At 64.2% G+C, this 16943-nt stretch carries 19 protein-coding genes; 11 read left to right on the forward strand and 8 right to left on the reverse strand.

Going from position 1 to position 16943, the window contains the following annotated elements; genetic code table 11:
- Positions 1-68 precede the first annotated feature (68 nt).
- On the reverse strand, positions 69-1259 hold the full coding sequence (gene carA, locus JQ628_RS31110) for a glutamine-hydrolyzing carbamoyl-phosphate synthase small subunit (protein ID WP_212229417.1): 1191 nt from the start codon (positions 1257-1259) through the stop codon (positions 69-71).
- 150 nt (positions 1260-1409) lie between these two features.
- On the opposite strand from carA, the gene JQ628_RS31115 reads away from it, so the two are divergent.
- The 3 genes from JQ628_RS31115 to JQ628_RS31125 all read left to right on the forward strand — a co-directional run bounded on the left by JQ628_RS31115 (position 1410) and on the right by JQ628_RS31125 (position 4257).
- On the forward strand, positions 1410-2111 hold the full coding sequence (locus tag JQ628_RS31115; protein ID WP_212229419.1) for an alpha/beta fold hydrolase: 702 nt from the start codon (positions 1410-1412) through the stop codon (positions 2109-2111).
- A gap of 57 nt (positions 2112-2168) precedes the next feature.
- The gene (locus tag JQ628_RS31120; protein ID WP_212229421.1) at positions 2169-2624 is read left to right on the forward strand and encodes a GatB/YqeY domain-containing protein; all 456 of its coding nucleotides are present in this window, start codon (positions 2169-2171) and stop codon (positions 2622-2624) included.
- Positions 2625-2733: 109 nt separating this feature from the next.
- Positions 2734-4257 (forward strand): FAD-dependent oxidoreductase, encoded by a 1524-nt coding sequence (locus tag JQ628_RS31125; protein ID WP_212229423.1) that lies wholly within the window; start codon positions 2734-2736, stop codon positions 4255-4257.
- A gap of 268 nt (positions 4258-4525) precedes the next feature.
- Here JQ628_RS31125 and JQ628_RS31130 read toward each other — a convergent pair whose 3' ends face one another.
- On the reverse strand, positions 4526-4885 hold the full coding sequence (locus JQ628_RS31130; RefSeq protein WP_212229425.1) for a DUF1496 domain-containing protein: 360 nt from the start codon (positions 4883-4885) through the stop codon (positions 4526-4528).
- 42 nt (positions 4886-4927) lie between these two features.
- A complete protein-coding gene (locus JQ628_RS31135; protein ID WP_212229433.1) occupies positions 4928-6706 on the reverse strand; it encodes a caspase family protein in 1779 nt (592 codons plus the stop codon).
- 124 nt (positions 6707-6830) lie between these two features.
- On the opposite strand from JQ628_RS31135, the gene JQ628_RS31140 reads away from it, so the two are divergent.
- The 4 genes from JQ628_RS31140 (at position 6831) to JQ628_RS31155 (ending at position 10021) form a co-directional block, all read left to right on the forward strand.
- The gene (locus JQ628_RS31140) at positions 6831-8441 is read left to right on the forward strand and encodes an acyl-CoA synthetase (protein ID WP_212229435.1); all 1611 of its coding nucleotides are present in this window, start codon (positions 6831-6833) and stop codon (positions 8439-8441) included.
- A 146-nt stretch (positions 8442-8587) separates the two neighbouring features.
- On the forward strand, positions 8588-8944 hold the full coding sequence (locus tag JQ628_RS31145) for a DUF6152 family protein (RefSeq protein WP_212229443.1): 357 nt from the start codon (positions 8588-8590) through the stop codon (positions 8942-8944).
- Between the two features lie 66 nt (positions 8945-9010).
- Positions 9011-9436, forward strand: a complete 426-nt coding sequence (locus JQ628_RS31150) for a hypothetical protein (protein WP_212229445.1) — start codon at positions 9011-9013, stop codon at positions 9434-9436.
- 12 nt (positions 9437-9448) lie between these two features.
- Entirely contained in the window at positions 9449-10021 is a 573-nt protein-coding gene (locus JQ628_RS31155; RefSeq protein WP_212229447.1) for a histidine phosphatase family protein, read from the forward strand.
- Positions 10022-10187: 166 nt separating this feature from the next.
- On the opposite strand, the gene JQ628_RS31160 is transcribed toward JQ628_RS31155, so the two are convergent.
- Genes JQ628_RS31160 through JQ628_RS31170 form a run of 3 tightly spaced genes read right to left on the reverse strand, consistent with a single transcriptional unit; the run spans position 10188 to position 11508 of the window.
- Positions 10188-10706, reverse strand: a complete 519-nt coding sequence (locus JQ628_RS31160; protein ID WP_212229455.1) for an SRPBCC family protein — start codon at positions 10704-10706, stop codon at positions 10188-10190.
- A 45-nt stretch (positions 10707-10751) separates the two neighbouring features.
- Positions 10752-11201 (reverse strand): SRPBCC family protein, encoded by a 450-nt coding sequence (locus tag JQ628_RS31165; RefSeq protein ID WP_212229468.1) that lies wholly within the window; start codon positions 11199-11201, stop codon positions 10752-10754.
- Positions 11194-11508 carry an ArsR/SmtB family transcription factor gene (locus JQ628_RS31170; RefSeq protein WP_212229580.1) on the reverse strand — a complete coding sequence of 105 codons (315 nt, stop codon included), beginning with the start codon at positions 11506-11508 and terminating at the stop codon, positions 11194-11196. The genes JQ628_RS31165 and JQ628_RS31170 overlap by 8 nt, the downstream gene beginning before the upstream one ends.
- A 277-nt stretch (positions 11509-11785) precedes the next feature.
- Between JQ628_RS31170 and JQ628_RS31175 the strand changes: the two genes are divergently transcribed.
- Positions 11786-12403 (forward strand): LysE family translocator, encoded by a 618-nt coding sequence (locus JQ628_RS31175; RefSeq protein ID WP_212229582.1) that lies wholly within the window; start codon positions 11786-11788, stop codon positions 12401-12403.
- A gap of 33 nt (positions 12404-12436) precedes the next feature.
- Here the strand turns inward: JQ628_RS31175 and JQ628_RS31180 are convergent, their stop codons facing one another.
- Positions 12437-13414 carry a Bug family tripartite tricarboxylate transporter substrate binding protein gene (locus JQ628_RS31180; RefSeq protein WP_212229470.1) on the reverse strand — a complete coding sequence of 326 codons (978 nt, stop codon included), beginning with the start codon at positions 13412-13414 and terminating at the stop codon, positions 12437-12439.
- 242 nt (positions 13415-13656) lie between these two features.
- On the opposite strand from JQ628_RS31180, the gene JQ628_RS31185 reads away from it, so the two are divergent.
- Positions 13657-14019, forward strand: coding sequence for a hypothetical protein (locus JQ628_RS31185; RefSeq protein WP_212229472.1), 363 nt, complete (start codon positions 13657-13659; stop codon positions 14017-14019).
- A gap of 85 nt (positions 14020-14104) precedes the next feature.
- Here the strand turns inward: JQ628_RS31185 and JQ628_RS31190 are convergent, their stop codons facing one another.
- The gene (locus JQ628_RS31190; protein WP_212229474.1) at positions 14105-14902 is read right to left on the reverse strand and encodes an N-formylglutamate amidohydrolase; all 798 of its coding nucleotides are present in this window, start codon (positions 14900-14902) and stop codon (positions 14105-14107) included.
- Positions 14903-15002: 100 nt separating this feature from the next.
- On the opposite strand from JQ628_RS31190, the gene JQ628_RS31195 reads away from it, so the two are divergent.
- Both JQ628_RS31195 and JQ628_RS31200 read left to right on the forward strand, forming a co-directional pair.
- Positions 15003-15935 carry a transglutaminase family protein gene (locus tag JQ628_RS31195; RefSeq protein ID WP_212229584.1) on the forward strand — a complete coding sequence of 311 codons (933 nt, stop codon included), beginning with the start codon at positions 15003-15005 and terminating at the stop codon, positions 15933-15935.
- A 52-nt stretch (positions 15936-15987) separates the two neighbouring features.
- Positions 15988-16800, forward strand: coding sequence for a transglutaminase-like domain-containing protein (locus tag JQ628_RS31200; RefSeq protein ID WP_212229586.1), 813 nt, complete (start codon positions 15988-15990; stop codon positions 16798-16800).
- The last annotated feature ends 143 nt before the right edge of the window (positions 16801-16943 follow it).

Consider the following 16943-nt stretch of genomic DNA (forward strand, 5'->3'; position numbering starts at 1 on the left):
TCATGTTGGCCCGATCGCGGCGCAGGGAAATTCAATCACAAATAGGCGGCGCTGATCCAGCGCCGCCGTTACGCCTGCTTCTTCGCCCGCATCAGATCGGAAAAGCGCTTGAAGAGGTAATGCGAGTCGCGCGGGCCCGGGGAGGCTTCCGGGTGATACTGCACGGAAAACACCGGCTTGCCGTCGAGCTGAATGCCGCAATTGGAGCCGTCGAACAGCGAGATGTGGGTTTGCGTCGCCCCCGGCGGCAGCGTCGCCTGGTCGACCGCAAAGCCGTGGTTCATCGAGGTGATCTCGACCTTGCCGGTGGTTTCGTCCTTCACGGGGTGATTGGCGCCGTGGTGGCCCTGATGCATCTTCTTGGTCTTGGCGCCGACGGCGAGGCCAAGCATCTGGTGGCCGAGGCAGATGCCGAAAGTCGGCGTGCCCGATTCGATCACCTTCTGAATGACCGGCACAGCATATTTGCCGGTCTCGGCGGGATCGCCGGGGCCGTTCGACAGAAACACGCCGTCCGGTTTCATCGCCAGAATGTCTTCGGCGGATGTCGTCGCCGGCACCACGGTGATCTTGCAGCCTTCACCGGCCAGCAGCCGCAGAATGTTGCGCTTGATGCCGTAGTCGATCGCGACGACGTTGAACTCCGGCTCGGTCTGGCGGCCAAATCCCTTGTCCCACGCCCATGGCGTCTCGTCCCAGGTGAAACGCTGGGCGGAGGTCACCATCGGCACGAGGTCCATGCCCTCCAGCCCCGGCCATTCGCGCGCTTCTTCCTTCAGCCCGTGCAGGTCGAAGTGGCCATCCCTGGAATGCGCGATCACGGCATTGGGCATGCCCTTGCTGCGGATCAGCGCGGTCAGCGCGCGGGTGTCGATGCCGGAGAGGCCGATGATGCCGCGCGCGCGCAGCCATTGATCGAGATGGCGCGTCGAGCGGTAACTCGAGGGATCAGTGATGGCGCTGCGCAGGATCACGCCGCGTGCGCCCGGCGTTGCCGCCATGTTCACCGTCTCGATATCCTGGTCGTTGGTGCCGACATTGCCGATATGCGGGAAGGTGAAGGTGATGAGCTGGCCGGCATAGGAGGGATCGGTGAGGATCTCCTCATAGCCGGTCATCGCGGTGTTGAAGCAGACTTCGCCGACGGCGTGGCCTTCCGCGCCGAGGCCAAAACCTTCCAGCACGGTGCCGTCGGCAAGCACGAGGAGCGCGGTCGGCTTGTGGTCCGGCCAGGCTGAGGCGTTTTCGGATGTTGTCATGAGCGCTTTACATAGTCGGGCCAGCTTGCCGCGTCAAAGCCGGAAGCGCCGGATTCACATGCGTTTTCTGCCTATTTGACAGCCGAAAACGCCGTCTTAATCTCGGGTTCCCCAATTCTTCTCGCACGCCAGAGCCGAAAGCCGCCGGGCATGGAAAATCCGATGCCGATCCTGCTGATCCCGGGTTTCGTCTGCTCGCCCCGGTATTTTGCGCCCGTGGTGCCCAGCCTCTGGCGGTTCGGCCCGGTGACAGTGGCCAACCACATCCGCGACGACAATATGGGCGCGATCGCCCGCCGCATCCTGGCCGAAGCGCCGCCGCGCTTTGCGCTCGCCGGCCATTCCATGGGCGGCTACATCGCCTTCGAGATCATGCGGCAGGCGCCGGAGCGCGTGGCAAAGCTGGCGCTGATGAACACGCAGGCGCGTGCGGACACGCCTGAAGCGACCACCCGCCGCCGCGGCATGATCGAGCGCGCCAGATGCGGCGAGTACCGCGCCGTGCTGGACGAGCTGTTCGCCGGCTTCGTTCATCCCTCGCGCCGCGACGATGCCGCGTTGCGCCAGCTCTGTTACGACATGGGCGAGGATGTCGGCGCGGAGAATTTCGTCCGCCAGCAGACCGCCATGATCGGCCGCATCGATTCGCGCCCCTCGCTCGCCTGGATCAAATGCCCGACGCTGGTGCTGTCGTGCGACACCGACAACACCATCCCCAATGCGCTGTCGAAGGAGATGGCGGACGGCATTCATGGCGCGAAACTGGTGATCCTCGACAATTGCGGGCATCTGCCGCAGGTGGAACGGCCGGAGGCGACGGCGGCAGCGCTGGTCGAATGGCTGCGCAGCTAGTTGTGTAGTCGCCTCGAACGGCCTAGATCAGGGCCCGGATAGCCGAAAGGACAAGCGATGCTGCGCGACGACATCAACAACGCGGTCAAGGAAGCGATGAAGGCCAAGGACGAGCGCAAGCTCTCCACCTTGCGCATGGTCAATTCGACCATCAAGAACGCCGACATTGCCGCGCGCGGGGAGGGCAAGCCGCCGCTCTCGGATGCCGATCTGCTCGGCGTGTTCCAGAAGATGATCAAGCAGCGCCAGGAATCCGTCGAGCTCTACGACAAGGGCGGTCGCGCCGAACTTGCCGCGCAAGAGCGCGAGGAGATCGCCGTCATCTCCGCCTATTTGCCGAAGCAGATGTCGGATGATGATGTGAAGGCCGCGATCTCTGCTGCCATCGCCGAGACCGGGGCCGCCGGCATAAAGGACATGGGCAAGGTGATCGGCGTGCTGCGGGCGAAATACGCCGGCCAGATGGATTTCGGCAAGGCCAGCGGCATGGTGAAGGCGGCGCTGACCGGCTAGCCGCCTCAAGCGTTGCCTCGCGGCGCGCCTCGCCGCGGGAACCTTCCTGCCCGCCAAACATCTAACTTGTTGCGCACGACGCAGCAGGAAGAGCGTAGCGGAGGAAGAGATGGCCGACCAGCAAGCTGCCCCCAGCGGTCCGGATCTGTCGCAAGGCGTCACCCTCTCTGACTTTTCCGGCGCAATCCTGCTCGGCCATGTCGGCGATCAGGACGTGTTGCTGGTGCGCTCGGGCGCCGACATCTTTGCCGTCGATGCCCACTGCACCCATTATCATGGGCCGCTCGCCGAAGGTCTTGTCGACGGCGAAACAGTCCGCTGCCCATGGCATCACGCCTGCTTCGACCTGCGCACCGGCGAAGCGACACGCGCGCCGGCCTTCGCTTCGCTCGCGGTCTGGAAGGTCGAGCGCGACGGCGAACGCATCCTCGTCCGCGAGAAGCGCGGGCAGCCCAAGCCCCGCGTAAAGGGGCCGGTCGAGGCGCCCGGCCGGATCGTCATCATCGGTGGCGGCGCCGCCGGATTTGCTGCGGCCGAGATGCTGCGGCGGCAGGGCTTTGGCGGCAGCATCACGATGCTGAGCGGAGAGGCTTCCTTGCCGGTCGATCGGCCCAATTTATCGAAGGATTACCTTGCCGGCAACGCGCCGGCGGACTGGTTGCCGCTTAAGCCGGATGAGTTCTATGCCGAGCAGGGCATCCATCTGAGACTGAGGACCGATGTCACCGCAATCGATCCCGCCGCGCGCAAGGTCCTGCTCGCGGGCGGCGAGAGCCTTGCCTACGACCGGCTGCTGCTGGCGACCGGCGCCGAGCCGGTGCGCCTGCCGATCCCCGGCGTCGACCAGCCGCATGTCCACCTGCTGCGCTCGCTCAGCGATTGCCGCGCGATCATCGCCTCCGCCGACGGCGCGCGCCGCGCGGTCGTCATCGGCGCCAGTTTTATCGGGCTTGAAGTTGCGGCATCCTTGCGCGCCCGCGAGATCGAGGTTCACGTGGTCGGGCTGGAGCAGCGGCCGATGGAGCGCGTGCTCGGTCCCGAGATGGGCGATTTCGTCCGCGGCCTGCACGAGGAGCACGGCGTCGTCTTCCATCTCGGCGACACCGTCACGAAAATCGAAGGCAGGCGCGCGACGCTGAAAAGCGGAAGCGTGATCGAAGCCGACCTCGTAGTGGTCGGCGTCGGCGTGAAGCCGCGGCTGGCGCTGGCCGAAAAGGCCGGGCTCGCGATCGACCGCGGTGTCACGGTCAACGCCTACCTCGAGACCAGCGCATCAGGCATTTTTGCCGCCGGCGACATCGCGCGCTGGCCGGATCCTCATTCGGGCGAAAACATCCGCGTCGAGCACTGGGTGGTCGCAGAGCGCCAGGGACAAGCCGCTGCGCGCAACATGCTGGGCCAGCGCGAGGCGTTCAATGACGTGCCGTTCTTCTGGAGCCAGCATTACGACGTGCCCATCAACTATGTCGGCCATGCCGAGCAATGGGACGCGATCGAGGTGGAAGGCAGTATTGCCGGTCGGGATTGCCTCGTCCGCTACAAGCGTGGCGGCCGCGTGCTCGCGGTGGCATCAATCTACCGCGATCTCGCAAGCCTCGAGGCCGAAGTGGCAATGGAGCGGGCGGCGGCCTGACTCGCATGTCGGCGGTGTGGTGAAGACAAACTCGGTTCTTTTCCCTCTCCCCGTTCTTACGGGGAGAGGGTTAGGGTGAGGGGCTCTATCCACGTATTCGACTCGTGGAGAGTCCCCCTCACCCGAAAATTCGCTTGCAGCGAATTTCGACCCTCGGGTCGAGCCCGAGGGCAGGCTCTCTCCCCGCATCCGCCTTCGCCCGAAGGCGGGCTTCGGCGGACAAGAGCGGGGCGAGGTGCAGACGCGGCAGCGGTGACGGGTTCGACTCCTATTCGCAATACCGGCGGCCGTTGAAGTTGAAGCATTTCGATGCATCGGCTTCGGCTCTTGCAGGCGGCGCGGCGATCCTGGCGGCGACCCTCGCAGACCTTCTGTGATAGCGCGAGACCGTCTCCGATCCGCACAGCCGCGCCGTGTCGCGGTCGGCAACGATGGTCCAGACCATCCGTTCACCCGAAGCGCTGCAATTGATCATCAGGTTGGCGCGCACGCAGACGGCGGCGCCTTCGGAATAGGTCTGGCTGTCATAGACGCAGACGCGGGCATTCTGGGCCAACACCGGTGCGGGGAGGGCCGGCAATATCGCGAGCGACATCGAACAGGCAAGAATATGCAGGCTGAATTTCATGATCGCCCCCGAAGATAATATGCGCTGGTCATTTCGTTCCGTTCACTCGCAATAGGTCTTGCCGCCGAACGTGAAGCACTTGCCGCCGGCTCTCGCGGGCGCGGCCGGACGGGACTCCCTTGGCGCCGGTTCGCGCCGCGTCGCGGTCTGCGGCTTGGGCGCGGCCTCAGGCTTCTTCTCGCAGGTCCCGCCGGAATTGAGGAAATAGCCGCTTTCGCAGACGGTCTGCACGCAGCGGTCGCCGTCGGGCCGCTGCCCCTTCTTGCACACCAGTGGGCAGACGCGCTCGGTCTTGCCGCGAACCGAGTCGAGCGCATCGAGGCTGGCGACCACCACGTTCAATTTGGTTCGCGCGTTCTTGTTGAACAATTCGAGCGCGGCTTTCGAGCCTGAGTCCCAATTGCCTTCGACATTGCCGGGATCGCAGCCGACGCGCTTGAGATGGGCCTGCAATAGCCGCGCGATATCAGTCGGGTCCATCTGGGGAGCTGTGGCCTGCGCCGCCGGATTGGGCGCAGCCTTCGGCTCCGGCGCCAGCGCGGCCAGCTTCGCGCGCTCGGCCTCCGCTTCGCGCTTGGCCTGCTCGACCTGCTTCTGGGCATCGGCAACGGCGAGACGCTTGGCGTCCTCGACCTGGCGGCGCGCAGCTTCCGCTTCCTGCCGCGCCATTTCCGCCTGGCGCTTGGCCTCTTCCAGTTCCTTCTTGGCCTGCTCGGCGATCTGGCGCCTTGTTTCCTCCAGATCCTTGCGGGCCTGCTCCGATATCTTCTGCTTGGCTTCGGCGTTCTGGCGCGCGCTCTGCTCCTCGAGCTGGCTGCGGAATTCCTCGGCCTTGCGTACGGCCTGCGCTTCGGCTTCGCGCCTTGCGTCGTCGGCCTTGGCGCGCGTCTCTTCAGCGGCCCCCAGTTTCGCCATCTGCGCGCGCGCGAGGTTGGCGTAGAGGCCTTTGCTGTGAACGGCGAGGAATGATTCCCAGGCCTGACGCGTGCCGATCTGGGCGGCGAGCTCATAGTCGGTCCGCGCCGCCGCCTCGGGATCGACGGGTTTCGCGGCTTGCGGCACCAGCGCCACGGTATCTCCGCCCAGCGAGCCATAGACAAAAGGCTCCTGGCGATGCGCCGTGCTCTTGAGCACATCGTCGCGGACGCGACCGAACGCAATCCGCAGATCGAGGCCTGGCTCGGCGATGTATTTCACCAGAGCGGTGGCAAACGGGCTGTTCTGTCCGTCGCCGTCGATCGCCACCGCGCCTGCCTTGGCGGCGTACGCGACCAGGGTGTCGGACATCGCCGGCTCGAACTTCGCCAGTCCCCTTCCGACGGAGCGGGTGCCGATGCTTCGCTTCATCGTCTTGAGGAAGGGGTTGTCGCGGCAGGCGTCGAGGATGACCAGCTTGAGGCGCTTTGCGCTATCGAGTGCCCTCAGGATGCGATCGAGCGATATCGTTTCGTCCTCGACGTCGAAATCGCTCCTGAGTTTCGCGTCGACCGGCACGAGGTAGTTCACGCCGTCGACCTCGATGCCGTGGCCGGCGTAGTAGACCACGGCCATGTCGGCATCGCGCGAGGTTTCCGAGAACTGGCGAATGGCCTTGCGGAGATCGGAGATCCCGAGATCGCGGCCTTGTTCAATGACGTCGAAACCAGCCCGCTTGAACAGGGCAGACATCGCTGCCGCGTCGCTTGCCGGATTGGTCAGTTGGGGGACGGCCTGATAGTTCGAAATGCCGATGACGAGCGCAACACGCCGCTCGGCAAGGGCTGGCTGGCTGTGCAGGGAAATCAGCCAGAACGCCAGGAAAATGGCTGCAATGGCGCGCATCGAAAAATTCAACCCCCGAAGTGGAACGGAGCCTAGCATCCGATCCAATGATCGCAATATCTCAGAGGTTTAACCGACTCTGTGACTATTGTCACATAGAAGGTGATCGACTAGCCTTCGCCCCATGCTTACCGAAGCCAAAACCTACGACGAACTCTACCAGAATTTCCGCTGGGACATCCCGGCGCGCTTCAACATCGCGACCGCCTGCTGCGACCGGCACGCCGACGGCAGCGGCCGCCTTGCGCTGGTCTATGTCGACGAGGACGGCGGCATCACGCGCACCTCGTTCGACGAGGTCGCCGACCTCTCGCGCCGGTTTGCCAATGTGCTTGCCGCCGACGGGCTCAAGCGCGGCGATCGCGTCGCGGTGTTTTTGTCGCAATCGCTGGAATTGCCGATCGCGCATCTCGCCGCGTTCCGTTCCGGCCTGATCTCGATCCCGCTGTTCGCGTTGTTCGGCGAGGACGCGCTGGAATTCCGCCTCGCGAATTCGGAAGCGCGAGCGATCATCACCGACGAGGCCGGTTGGGAAAAACTGACAAAGATCCGCGAACGGCTACCCTATCTGCAGGACATCTACATCACCAGCAATGCCGCCCATGCCGGCGCCAAGCCGTTCTGGCCGGCGATCGAAGCCGCGTCTGACGAATTCACCACCGTCGACACCTCGTGCGACGATCCGGCGTTGATCATCTACACCTCCGGCACGACGGGCAATCCAAAGGGCGCGCTGCATGCGCATCGCGTCGTGCTCGGCCATCTCCCCAATGTCGAGATGTGTCACAATTTCCTGCCGCGCCCGGGCGACCTGATGTGGACGCCGGCGGACTGGGCCTGGATCGGCGGACTGATCAACGGCTTGCTCGCGTTCTGGTATCACGGCATTCCCATGGTCGGCCATCGCGCGCGCAAATTCGAGCCGCAGGCGGCGATGGAGCTGATGGCCCGCCTTGGCATCCGCAACGTCTTCCTGCCGCCGACCGCGCTGAAGCTGATGCGGCAGGCCAACGTGAAGCATGCCGGCGTCAGGTTGCGCAGCATCTTCACCGGCGGCGAGTCGCTCGGCGGCGAGTTGACGAACTGGGTGCGCGAGACTTTTGGCATCGATGCGCATGAAGTGTTCGGCCAGACCGAATGCAATCTCGTGATCGGCAGCAATGCGAACCTGTTTCCGATCCGTCCCGGCTCGATGGGCCGCGCGACGCCCGGCTTCGACGTCCGCATCGTCAACGACCAGGGCGAGGAACTGCCGCGGGGCACACGTGGCGTCGTCGGCGTGCGCCAGCCCTGTCCGTGCACCATGATCGAATACTGGCGCAATCCGGAAGCGACCGCAAAAAAATATGCCGGCGAATTTTTGCTCACCGGGGATCTCGGCATTCAGGATGAGGATGGCTATTTCTGGTACGTCAGCCGCGAGGACGACGTCATCACCACGGCCGGCTACCGCGTCGGCCCGTCCGAAATCGAGCACACGCTGATGAAGCATCCGTCCGTCGCGATGGCGGCCGTCGTCGGCATCCCTGATCCGATCCGCACCGAGTCGATCAAGGCGTGGATCGTGCTGCGTCCGGGCTTTGCGGGCGACAACGCGCTCGCCCGCGAGATCCAGGAATTCGTGAAAGTGCAGCTCGCCGCCCACGAATATCCGCGCTTCGTGCAGTTCGCCGAAACGCTGCCGATGACCGCGACCGGCAAGGTGCTGCGCCGCGAATTGCGCGCGCTGGGCTAATCGGCGTTAGACTTGTGGAACTGTGCGGGGGTGTGACGCCTTGTCTCCACGTGCCGCCGTGCCCGGCGCGGTTTGAACGATCGCGCAATCCGCGTTATGAATCCGGCAAGGACCGGTGTTGTCCTCATCATCGCGGGAGACCGCCCATGACATCCATCACCCGCCGCTTGTTCCTGTCGCTGGCTGCCAGCCTCGCTCCTGGCGCGGCTCTCGCCCATCACGGCTGGGGCTCCTACGACACATCGAAGGCGTTCACGCTCACCGGAAAGATCATGAAATCGACCTACGAGAATCCGCATTGCGAGATCGAGATGGAGGCGGGCGGCAAGCACTGGCATTTCGTGCTGGCGCCGCCGTTCCGCATGCAGGCGCGCGGCGCGACGCCTGAGCTCGTTGCGGTCGGCAAGACCTGCACCGTGTACGGCTATCCCCACACCAGCAAGCCGGACGAGGCGCGGATCGAATACATCGTCGTCGACGGCAAGCGCATCGAACTGCGGTAGGCCGGCGTGGAACAGCAGCCGGCGTCGGTCTTTCTGTCCTTGCAGGAAAGCGCGCTGGGACTCACGATGCGCAATTCGCCTGCGCTTTATCCCGTGGTCGAGATTTTGCACATCATCGGCTTCGTCGTGCTGGTGGGCTCGATCGTTGCGCTCGACCTCCGGATACTCGGATTGGGCCGCGCGATCCCGATCCAGCCGATGGCGCAGTTGCTGCTGCCGCTATCGCGCGCCGGTTTCCTGCTCGCGGTCAGCATGGGATTTTTGCTGTTTTCCGCCGATGCGTCTCATGTGGTGCGCAACCCGGCGTTCCAGGCAAAGCTGCTGCTGATCGCGACCGCGCTCGTCACTGTCGTGATCGCGCATGCCGGCCCGTGGCGGCAGGTTGCGCTGTGGGGCAACAAGGCGCCCGGCAGCGCAAGGGCGTTGGCGCTCGCCTCGCTCGTGCTGTGGCTCGGCGCCGTCTGTGCGGGGCGTTTGATCGCCTATCTGTAAGGAGTCGCTGCCATGCGCCGCATCGGTTTGGTCATCCTTGCAATCCTGTTCGCCATCGGCGCGGCGGCGGATATCGCCATGGCCGGCGAGGCCGAGGCCTGGGCCGCGCTGCGGGCCGGCCGTCATGTCGCCCTGATGCGGCACACTGATGCTCCCGGCGGCGCCGGGGATCCCGCGGGCTTTCGCCTCGAAGACTGCGCCACCCAGCGCAATCTCAGCGCCAAGGGGAGGGCGGATGGCGAAAAGATCGGCGCGCGGCTCAAGGCTGAAGGCATCGCGTTCGAAAAAATCATCTCCTCGCCGTGGTGCCGCTGCATGGACACGGCAAAGCTGCTGCAACTCGGGCCGGTCGCGACTGATCCGACATTCTCCAATGTCGTCGTGCTGACCGATCAGCGGCAATCCCTCACATCAGGCGCGCGCGCCGTCATCGAGCAATGGAACGGCAGCGGCACTCTGCTCGCCGTCACCCACGGCGCCAACATCGCCGCGCTCACCGGCATCCAGCCCGCCAGCGGCGAGATCGTCGTGGTGCGGAAGGGTAGCGCCGGCATCGAAAGCGTCGGCCGGCTGCTGATCGATTGAGGCAGGATCCAACTACACCGTCGTCCCTGCGAACGCAGGGACCCATAACCACCGGCCGCAGTTATTTTTCCGCGGCAGAAGTTTTCTGCTTTCTTTGCAAACAACAACCGCCGCGGCGTATGGGTCCCTGCTTTCGCAGGGACGACGGATGGGGTCTTGAGGGGCGCTACATCCCCGGCACCTTGATCCCCATCTCCTTCAGTGCATCCAGCATCCGCTGCGGCGGCGCCATCTGCACGGTCAGCGGCTTGCCGGTTTCCAGCACGCTCTTTAGGCTGGAGAGGATCGCCGGCCAGCCGCTGCGGCCGCCGGAGAGGATGTCGTCGCTGAGCACGCGGTCCTGCGACTGGGTCAGCGTCAGCTTCACGGATTCGCCTGACGGTTCGATCTCATACGTCACCAGCGTCGGCCCGAGCTTCTCGATCAGCTCCGGCCAGTTGACGTTGAAGGTGACGCTGAGCTTTTTCGGCGGATCGCATTCGATCACCTCGCCGGAGATGTGCAGCGCGCCGTCCGGCGTCCGCACGATGAAGGCGCCGCCGACCCTGAGATCGACCTCGACCGAATTGCCGAAGAAATATTTCCTGCTGAACTCCGCCGACGTCAGCGCCTGCCATACCTTCTCCGGCGTGGATGCGATGTAGATGGTGTAGACGTATGCGGGTTTGAATTTGGTGATGTCCATCGCAATGGCCTCTTGAGGTTTCGTTCGTAAGGCGCGCGGGCGCAACTAGCCGGCTTTTCGCCAGTGCTGCCGCGTCATCGGCAGCGAGGCGCCGGTCTCCAGCAGGGTCTTCAGGCTGGAGAGAACGGCCGGCCAGCCCGCGCTGATGCCGCGCATCGCCTCAATGCTGAGCTCGCTATGCGTCACCGTCAGTTTTGTGGAACCCATGAACTCATCGATGTCGAAAGCTACGCGCGAAACGTCGCTGCTGTTTGACGAGGCCCACGTCAGCACCAGGCGGCGAGGCGGATGGCTCTCGACCACGGTGCCGGTCACCGAGACGTCGTTCGCGTCGTCATAGTTCTGATGTTGCCATGGCGAGCCCGGCTTCCAGTCCGACGCGTTACGGTGGCGGCCCCAGAACTCCTTGGTCATCTCGGGATTGATCAGCGCCTGCCAGATTTTTTCGGGCGTTGCGTGAATGTAGATCACATACACGAATTCCGGCTTACTCATCGTCACTCTCCAACCGCCGTTTCAACTCGCTGAGCGCGACCAGTTTTGCGCGCTCGAATTTTTTGATCCACCGCTCGCCGATCTGATGGATCGGCACGGGGTTGAGGTAGTGCAGTTTTTCGCGGCCATGCCTGAACGTGGTGACGAGGTTCGCGTCCTCCAGGATCGCAATGTGCTTCGTCACGGCCTGCCGCGTCATGGCAAGGCCGTCGCACAATTCGTTCAGGGTCTGGCCGTTTTTGGCATGAAGCCGGTCCAGCAGCGACCGCCGCGAAGCATCGGCCAGCGCCTTGAAGACTTCATCCATGGCGGGGATAATAGGCAACCAAATGGTTGCATGTCAAGCAGCGTAATTTTTGTGGAACTGCGCCGCTCTTCCTTCCCCTTGTGGGAGAAGGTGGCGCACGCAGTGCGCCGGATGAGGGGTCTCTATCCGCGGAGACGGACCCCTCATCCGTCCGCGATGCTTCCGCATCGCGTCCACCTTCTCCCACAAGGGGAGAAGGGAAGAGAGCAAGGCTTTCCATCGCCACATCGCGCGTGCATAATTACGCAATCACTCCCACCCAGGTCTCCCCATCATGATGTCCCTACAAGCCTATCTCGCCTTCGTCGCCGCCTGCATTGCGCTGGCGCTGCTGCCCGGTCCGATCGTCAGCCTGCTGATCGCCAACGGCTTGCGCCACGGCACGCGCGCCGCGCTGATCAATGTCGCCGGCGCGCAGGCGGGCCTCGCGATCGTGATCGGCATCGTGGCGGTCGGTCTGACCTCGCTGATGGCCACCATGGGCTACTGGTTCGACTGGGTGCGTTTTGCCGGCGCCGCCTACCTCGTCTGGCTCGGCATCAAGCTGATCCGCTCGCCGGTCGAAGGTATCGAGGCCGATGCACCGCCCCCGCCGCCGCGTGGCGGATTTTTCCTGCAGGGATTTCTGGTGTTGTTGAGCAATCCAAAGGTGCTGGTGTTCTTTGGCGCGTTCATCCCGCAGTTCATGGACCTGAACCGGCCGCATTTGCCGCAGGTCGCTCTCCTCGGCATCACCTTCATGGTGACGGCGGCGATGACGGATGCGATCTACGCCCTGCTCGCCGGGCGTGCGCGAAAATTCTTCTCGAAAGAGCGCACGCGGCTGGTCTCGCGCATCTCCGGCGGCTTCATGATCGGCGGCGGAATCTGGCTCGCGCTGACAAGGGCGAAGTGAGAGGATGAGTGAGGGCAGTTACTTTGACGGCGCTCACTCGATCCGCAAGTTCGCGTCCTTCACCACCTTGCCCCATTTGTCGATCTCCAGCTTGATGCGTGCGGCCCATTCGTCCGGCGTGTTGGCGACCGGGTTGAAGCCGAGCGCCGCCAGCTTCTCCTTGACCTCGGGCTTCTTGACGCCCTCGGCGATCTTGCGCTGAAGCAGCTCGATGATCTCCTTCGGCGTGCCCGCGGGGGCGACGATGCCAGTCAGCGTGTCGGCTTCCTGACCGGTGATACCTTCCTCGGCGAACGTCTTCACGCCGGGTAATTGCTGGGCGCGCTGGGTTGCCGCGATGCCGATCGCGCGCACCTGGCCGGCCTGGATCGCCGCCATCGAGGAGGGCAGCGCGGTGAACGCAATCGGCGTGTGGCCGCCGACGGTGGCCTGCACGGCGGGCGCAGCGCCCGCAAAGGGTACGTGCACGAGATCGAGCTTGTAGGTCAGGCGAAACAGTTCGCCGCCGAGATGCGGCGTCGAGCCGACGCCCGGGCCGGCGTAGCTGTACTTGCCGGGATTATCGCGGATCAACTGCACCAGTTCCGGCAGCGTCTTGGCCGGCACTTGCGGGTTGACGACCACGACGTTCGGCGAAGCCGCCACCAGGGTCACGGCGGAAAAATCCTTGATCGGATCGTACGGCACCTTGGCGTAAAGCGTCGGGTTCACCAGAAAGCCCGTGCTGATCACCATGATGGTGTAGCCGTCGGGCGTGGCGCGCGCGACCTGGCCGGAGGCGGTGTTGCTGCCGGCGCCGGGCTGGTTCTCGACATAGAATTGCTGGCCGAGGCTGTCGGAAAGGATCTGTGCCGAAATGCGCGCGATGACGTCGGTCGGGCCGCCCGGCGGAAAGCCGACCACCACCCGCACCGGCCGGTTCGGATAGCTCTGCGCCGCCCCTTGCGCCCATGACGGTGCTGCGCCGATTACAAGTAGCAGGCTTGCAAGAATCCAGCGCAAGGCAGTCATCGCGGCGTCTCCCCATGCTCTTTTGGCATCTTTGTTGACGCCATCATCGGCGAGGACGCGATTGAGAACAAGGGGCACAAACGGTGGCGACGCCGATCCAATGATCGAGGGCGCGTCCGTGCTGCCGCCACCGCCCGGCGGGATCGCAATTGAACGCCGCACGCCACCGCCCCGCCACCAAATCGCCTAACGACTCAACGATGCCTGTTTGGAGCGGGCCGTGGGCATCTAGGGAGAAGTTGATGGATACCCCAACCTCTGCCGCACCCGACGAGAAAACGCCCTCGCCGGGGTTGGCGACACAACCCGGCAAAGAGAAATCCGGCCCTTCTGCTCCGCCGGAAATCAGCGCCGCCGTCGCCCGGTTGACCTCAAATTCGATCGACGAACTTCACAAGCTGGTTTCCGAACTGCAAAAAATGCAGGACTTCCTGAAGTCCGAGGTCGACAACGTTCAGCGCCAAATCGACAGCGCGGTGGCCGGAATCAATATCATCGTCGAAACCATCGGTCCGTGGAAAAGCATCGCCGCCTCATCCGGCGCGCGCAACGTCCGCACGGGCCTGCCGTCGGCCAGTATCGAGCAGCGCATTCGCGGCGGCTAGCCTCGGACGGGGCGCGCAGTCGGAGGGACGGGCGTGCGGTTGGATTCGCTGCTGCCGGGCGGCCGGCGCCTGCATGAGTTGTGCCCTAGATTACTCCTTCGTTTCGCAGTTCGGTTTCGATCTCGCCAAGGATCCGCGCCAGCCGCTCCGCCCATTGCTGCTGGCCGGACTGGTCGCCGATCAGGTCCTGGCGGATTTCGATGCCGGTGCAAATCAGGCTTCGCTTCTCGCCATGAACGGGGATGGTGTAGTCGGTCTCGTCGCTCACCGCATAGGGCTCGTTGTCGCCGACCACGAGATCGGCCTCGGCGCGCAGATGTTTCAAGAGCCGCAGCGGCAGCACGGTGTCGCGATGATAGAGTGTGCCGATATGCCATGGCCGCGCGATGCCGGCATAGACGGGCGTAAAGCTGTGCAGCGACACCAGCACTGTCGGCATGCCCAGACGCAGACGTTCGTCGATCACCTCGTCGATGCGGCGGTGATAGGGAGCAAAGATGATCTTTCGCCGCAGCTCGGCCGCGTCGCGTGACAATCCTTCGTTGCCGGGAATGGTCGTCGCTTCGCTGATCAGCGGGATCGAGCTTGCCGCCGCCGGCGGGCGGTTGCAGTCGATCACCAGCCGCGAATAGCGTTGTGCGATCAGGTGGGCGCCAAGATGACCGGAGAGCGCGTCGGCGACGCCGGCAATGCCGATGTCCCAGGCGATGTGGCGGACGAGCTCGCCGTCCGGCAGCCCGAGATCGCCGAGCATGCGCGGGATCAGCCGGCCGTAATGGTCGCTCGTGAACAGGAAGGGCGAGCGTCCCGCTTGATTCTGTTCGAGGACCGGCGGCGCTTCATCGCTGCCCAACAGTAGAGGGATATCGCCGCCGTCGCTCAAAAACCTGTCCCTTCAATTGCCTACCGAATCGGCATTTCCTCGTGGAAATGACCATATATGTGTCTGGATGGAATCAGCCAAATTCATGATGATGACGGCAATGCCGATCCTGACGATTCATCACAAGACCGAATATCGCTACGCCCATCCGGTGGCGTTCGGCGAGCACCGCGTCATGCTGCGTCCCCTGCCGGGCCATGATCTGCGCATCCTGTCCAACGACCTCCAGATCGAGCCGAGGCCGTCGTCGCTACGCTGGATCCACGACGTGTTCGGCAACAGCGTGGCGATTGCGAATTTCGATCAGCCGGCGCACTGCCTGACATTCGTCGCCACCGCCACCGTCGAACACAATCCGGCGGAAGAATTCGCGCTCACGCCGGACGATGAAGCCTGGCTCTATCCCTTCATCTACGATGACGAGGAATTTCCCGATCTCGTGCAGTTCGTGACGCCGCAATATGGCGATCCGAACGGCGAGCTGTCGATATGGGCGCGGCAATTTCTCAATACCGGCGGACCGACGCAGACGTTCGATATCCTTTCGGGGATGACGCACGGCATCCGCAAGGCGTTCGCCTACCGCAAGCGCCACGAGCACGGCACCCAGCATCCGCTCGATACGCTACAGTTGAAGTCGGGCAGTTGCCGCGACTATGCGCTGTTCATGATCGAGGCGCTGCGCCGGCTCGGCATCGCCGCGCGCTTTGTGTCCGGCTATCTGTTCGTGCCCGGCGACGGCGCGCACGGCTATGTCGGCGGCGGTTCGACCCACGCCTGGGTGCAGGTGTATCTGCCGAGTGCCGGCTGGATCGAGTTCGATCCCACCAATGGCATCGTCGGGACCCGCGATCTCCTGCGCGTCGCAGTCGCGCGCGACCCGCGACAGGCCATTCCGCTGCACGGCACTTATTTCGGCGGGCCCGACGCTTTTATCGGCATGGACATCAGCATCAACGTGGTGTCGGTTGGCGAGGACGGCGAAGCCGTTTCGAACACGCCGCAGGAACTTCTGCACCAGGACGGCGGTTGAGTATCGGCGTTGCGCAATGACGCGCGGCGGAAGAGAACCGGGTGTGAAGCACATGGAGATCAAGGTCGGCTTCGAGATTTCGTACGCGGCCGCAGGCCCGACGCCGATGGTGATCATGCTGAGCATTCACCCCTCGCGCTTTTCCGACATCGTCGGCACCGAGAGCATCATTGCCGAACCCGACGTGCCGATCGGATTCTATCGCGACAGTTTTGGCAATGTCTGCGGCCGCCTGACGGCGCCGGCCGGCGGCGTCACATTCCGGGGCTCGGCGCTGGTACGCGATTCCGGCTTGCCGGACGCGGTGGTGCCGTCGGCGCAGCAGATTCCGATCGATCAACTGCCGGACGATCTCCTGCTTTATCTGATGCCGAGCCGCTATTGCGAGACCGACAAGCTCACCGATGTCGCCTGGTCGCTGTTTGGCAACACGCCGCAGGGGTGGCCGCGCGTGCAGGCGATCGTCGATTTCGTGCACCAGCACGTCACCTTCGGCTATGAGCACGCCCACCACATGAAGTCGGCGCATGACGTCTACGAGCAGGGCGCCGGCGTTTGCCGCGACTTTGCGCATTTGGCGCTGACCTTCTGCCGCTGCATGGGCATCCCCGCGCGCTACTGCACCGGCTATATGGGCGACATCGGCGTGCCGCGCGATCCGGCGCCGATGGATTTTTCCGGCTGGTTTCAGGTCTATCTGTCCGGCCAGTGGTACACCTTCGATGCCCGCCACAACATGCCGCGCATCGGCCGCATCCTGATGGCCACCGGCCGCGACGCCGCCGACGTCGCGCTCACCACCAGCTTTGGTCGCATGACGCTGACGAAGTTTTTGGTGGTCAGCGACGAGGTGGTGCTGGCCTGATCGCGCCTGTCTCCGCCATCATTGCGAGGAGCCAACGGGTCGCGCGAATGCGCGCCCGATGACAGGCTCCGCGACGCGGCAATCCAGCTTTCTTCGTGCGGCACGATGGATTGCTTCGTCGCTTCCGCTCCTCGCAATGACGG

This window comes from Bradyrhizobium lablabi, from assembly GCF_018129385.1.
Taxonomy (GTDB): Bacteria; Pseudomonadota; Alphaproteobacteria; order Rhizobiales; family Xanthobacteraceae; genus Bradyrhizobium; species Bradyrhizobium lablabi_C.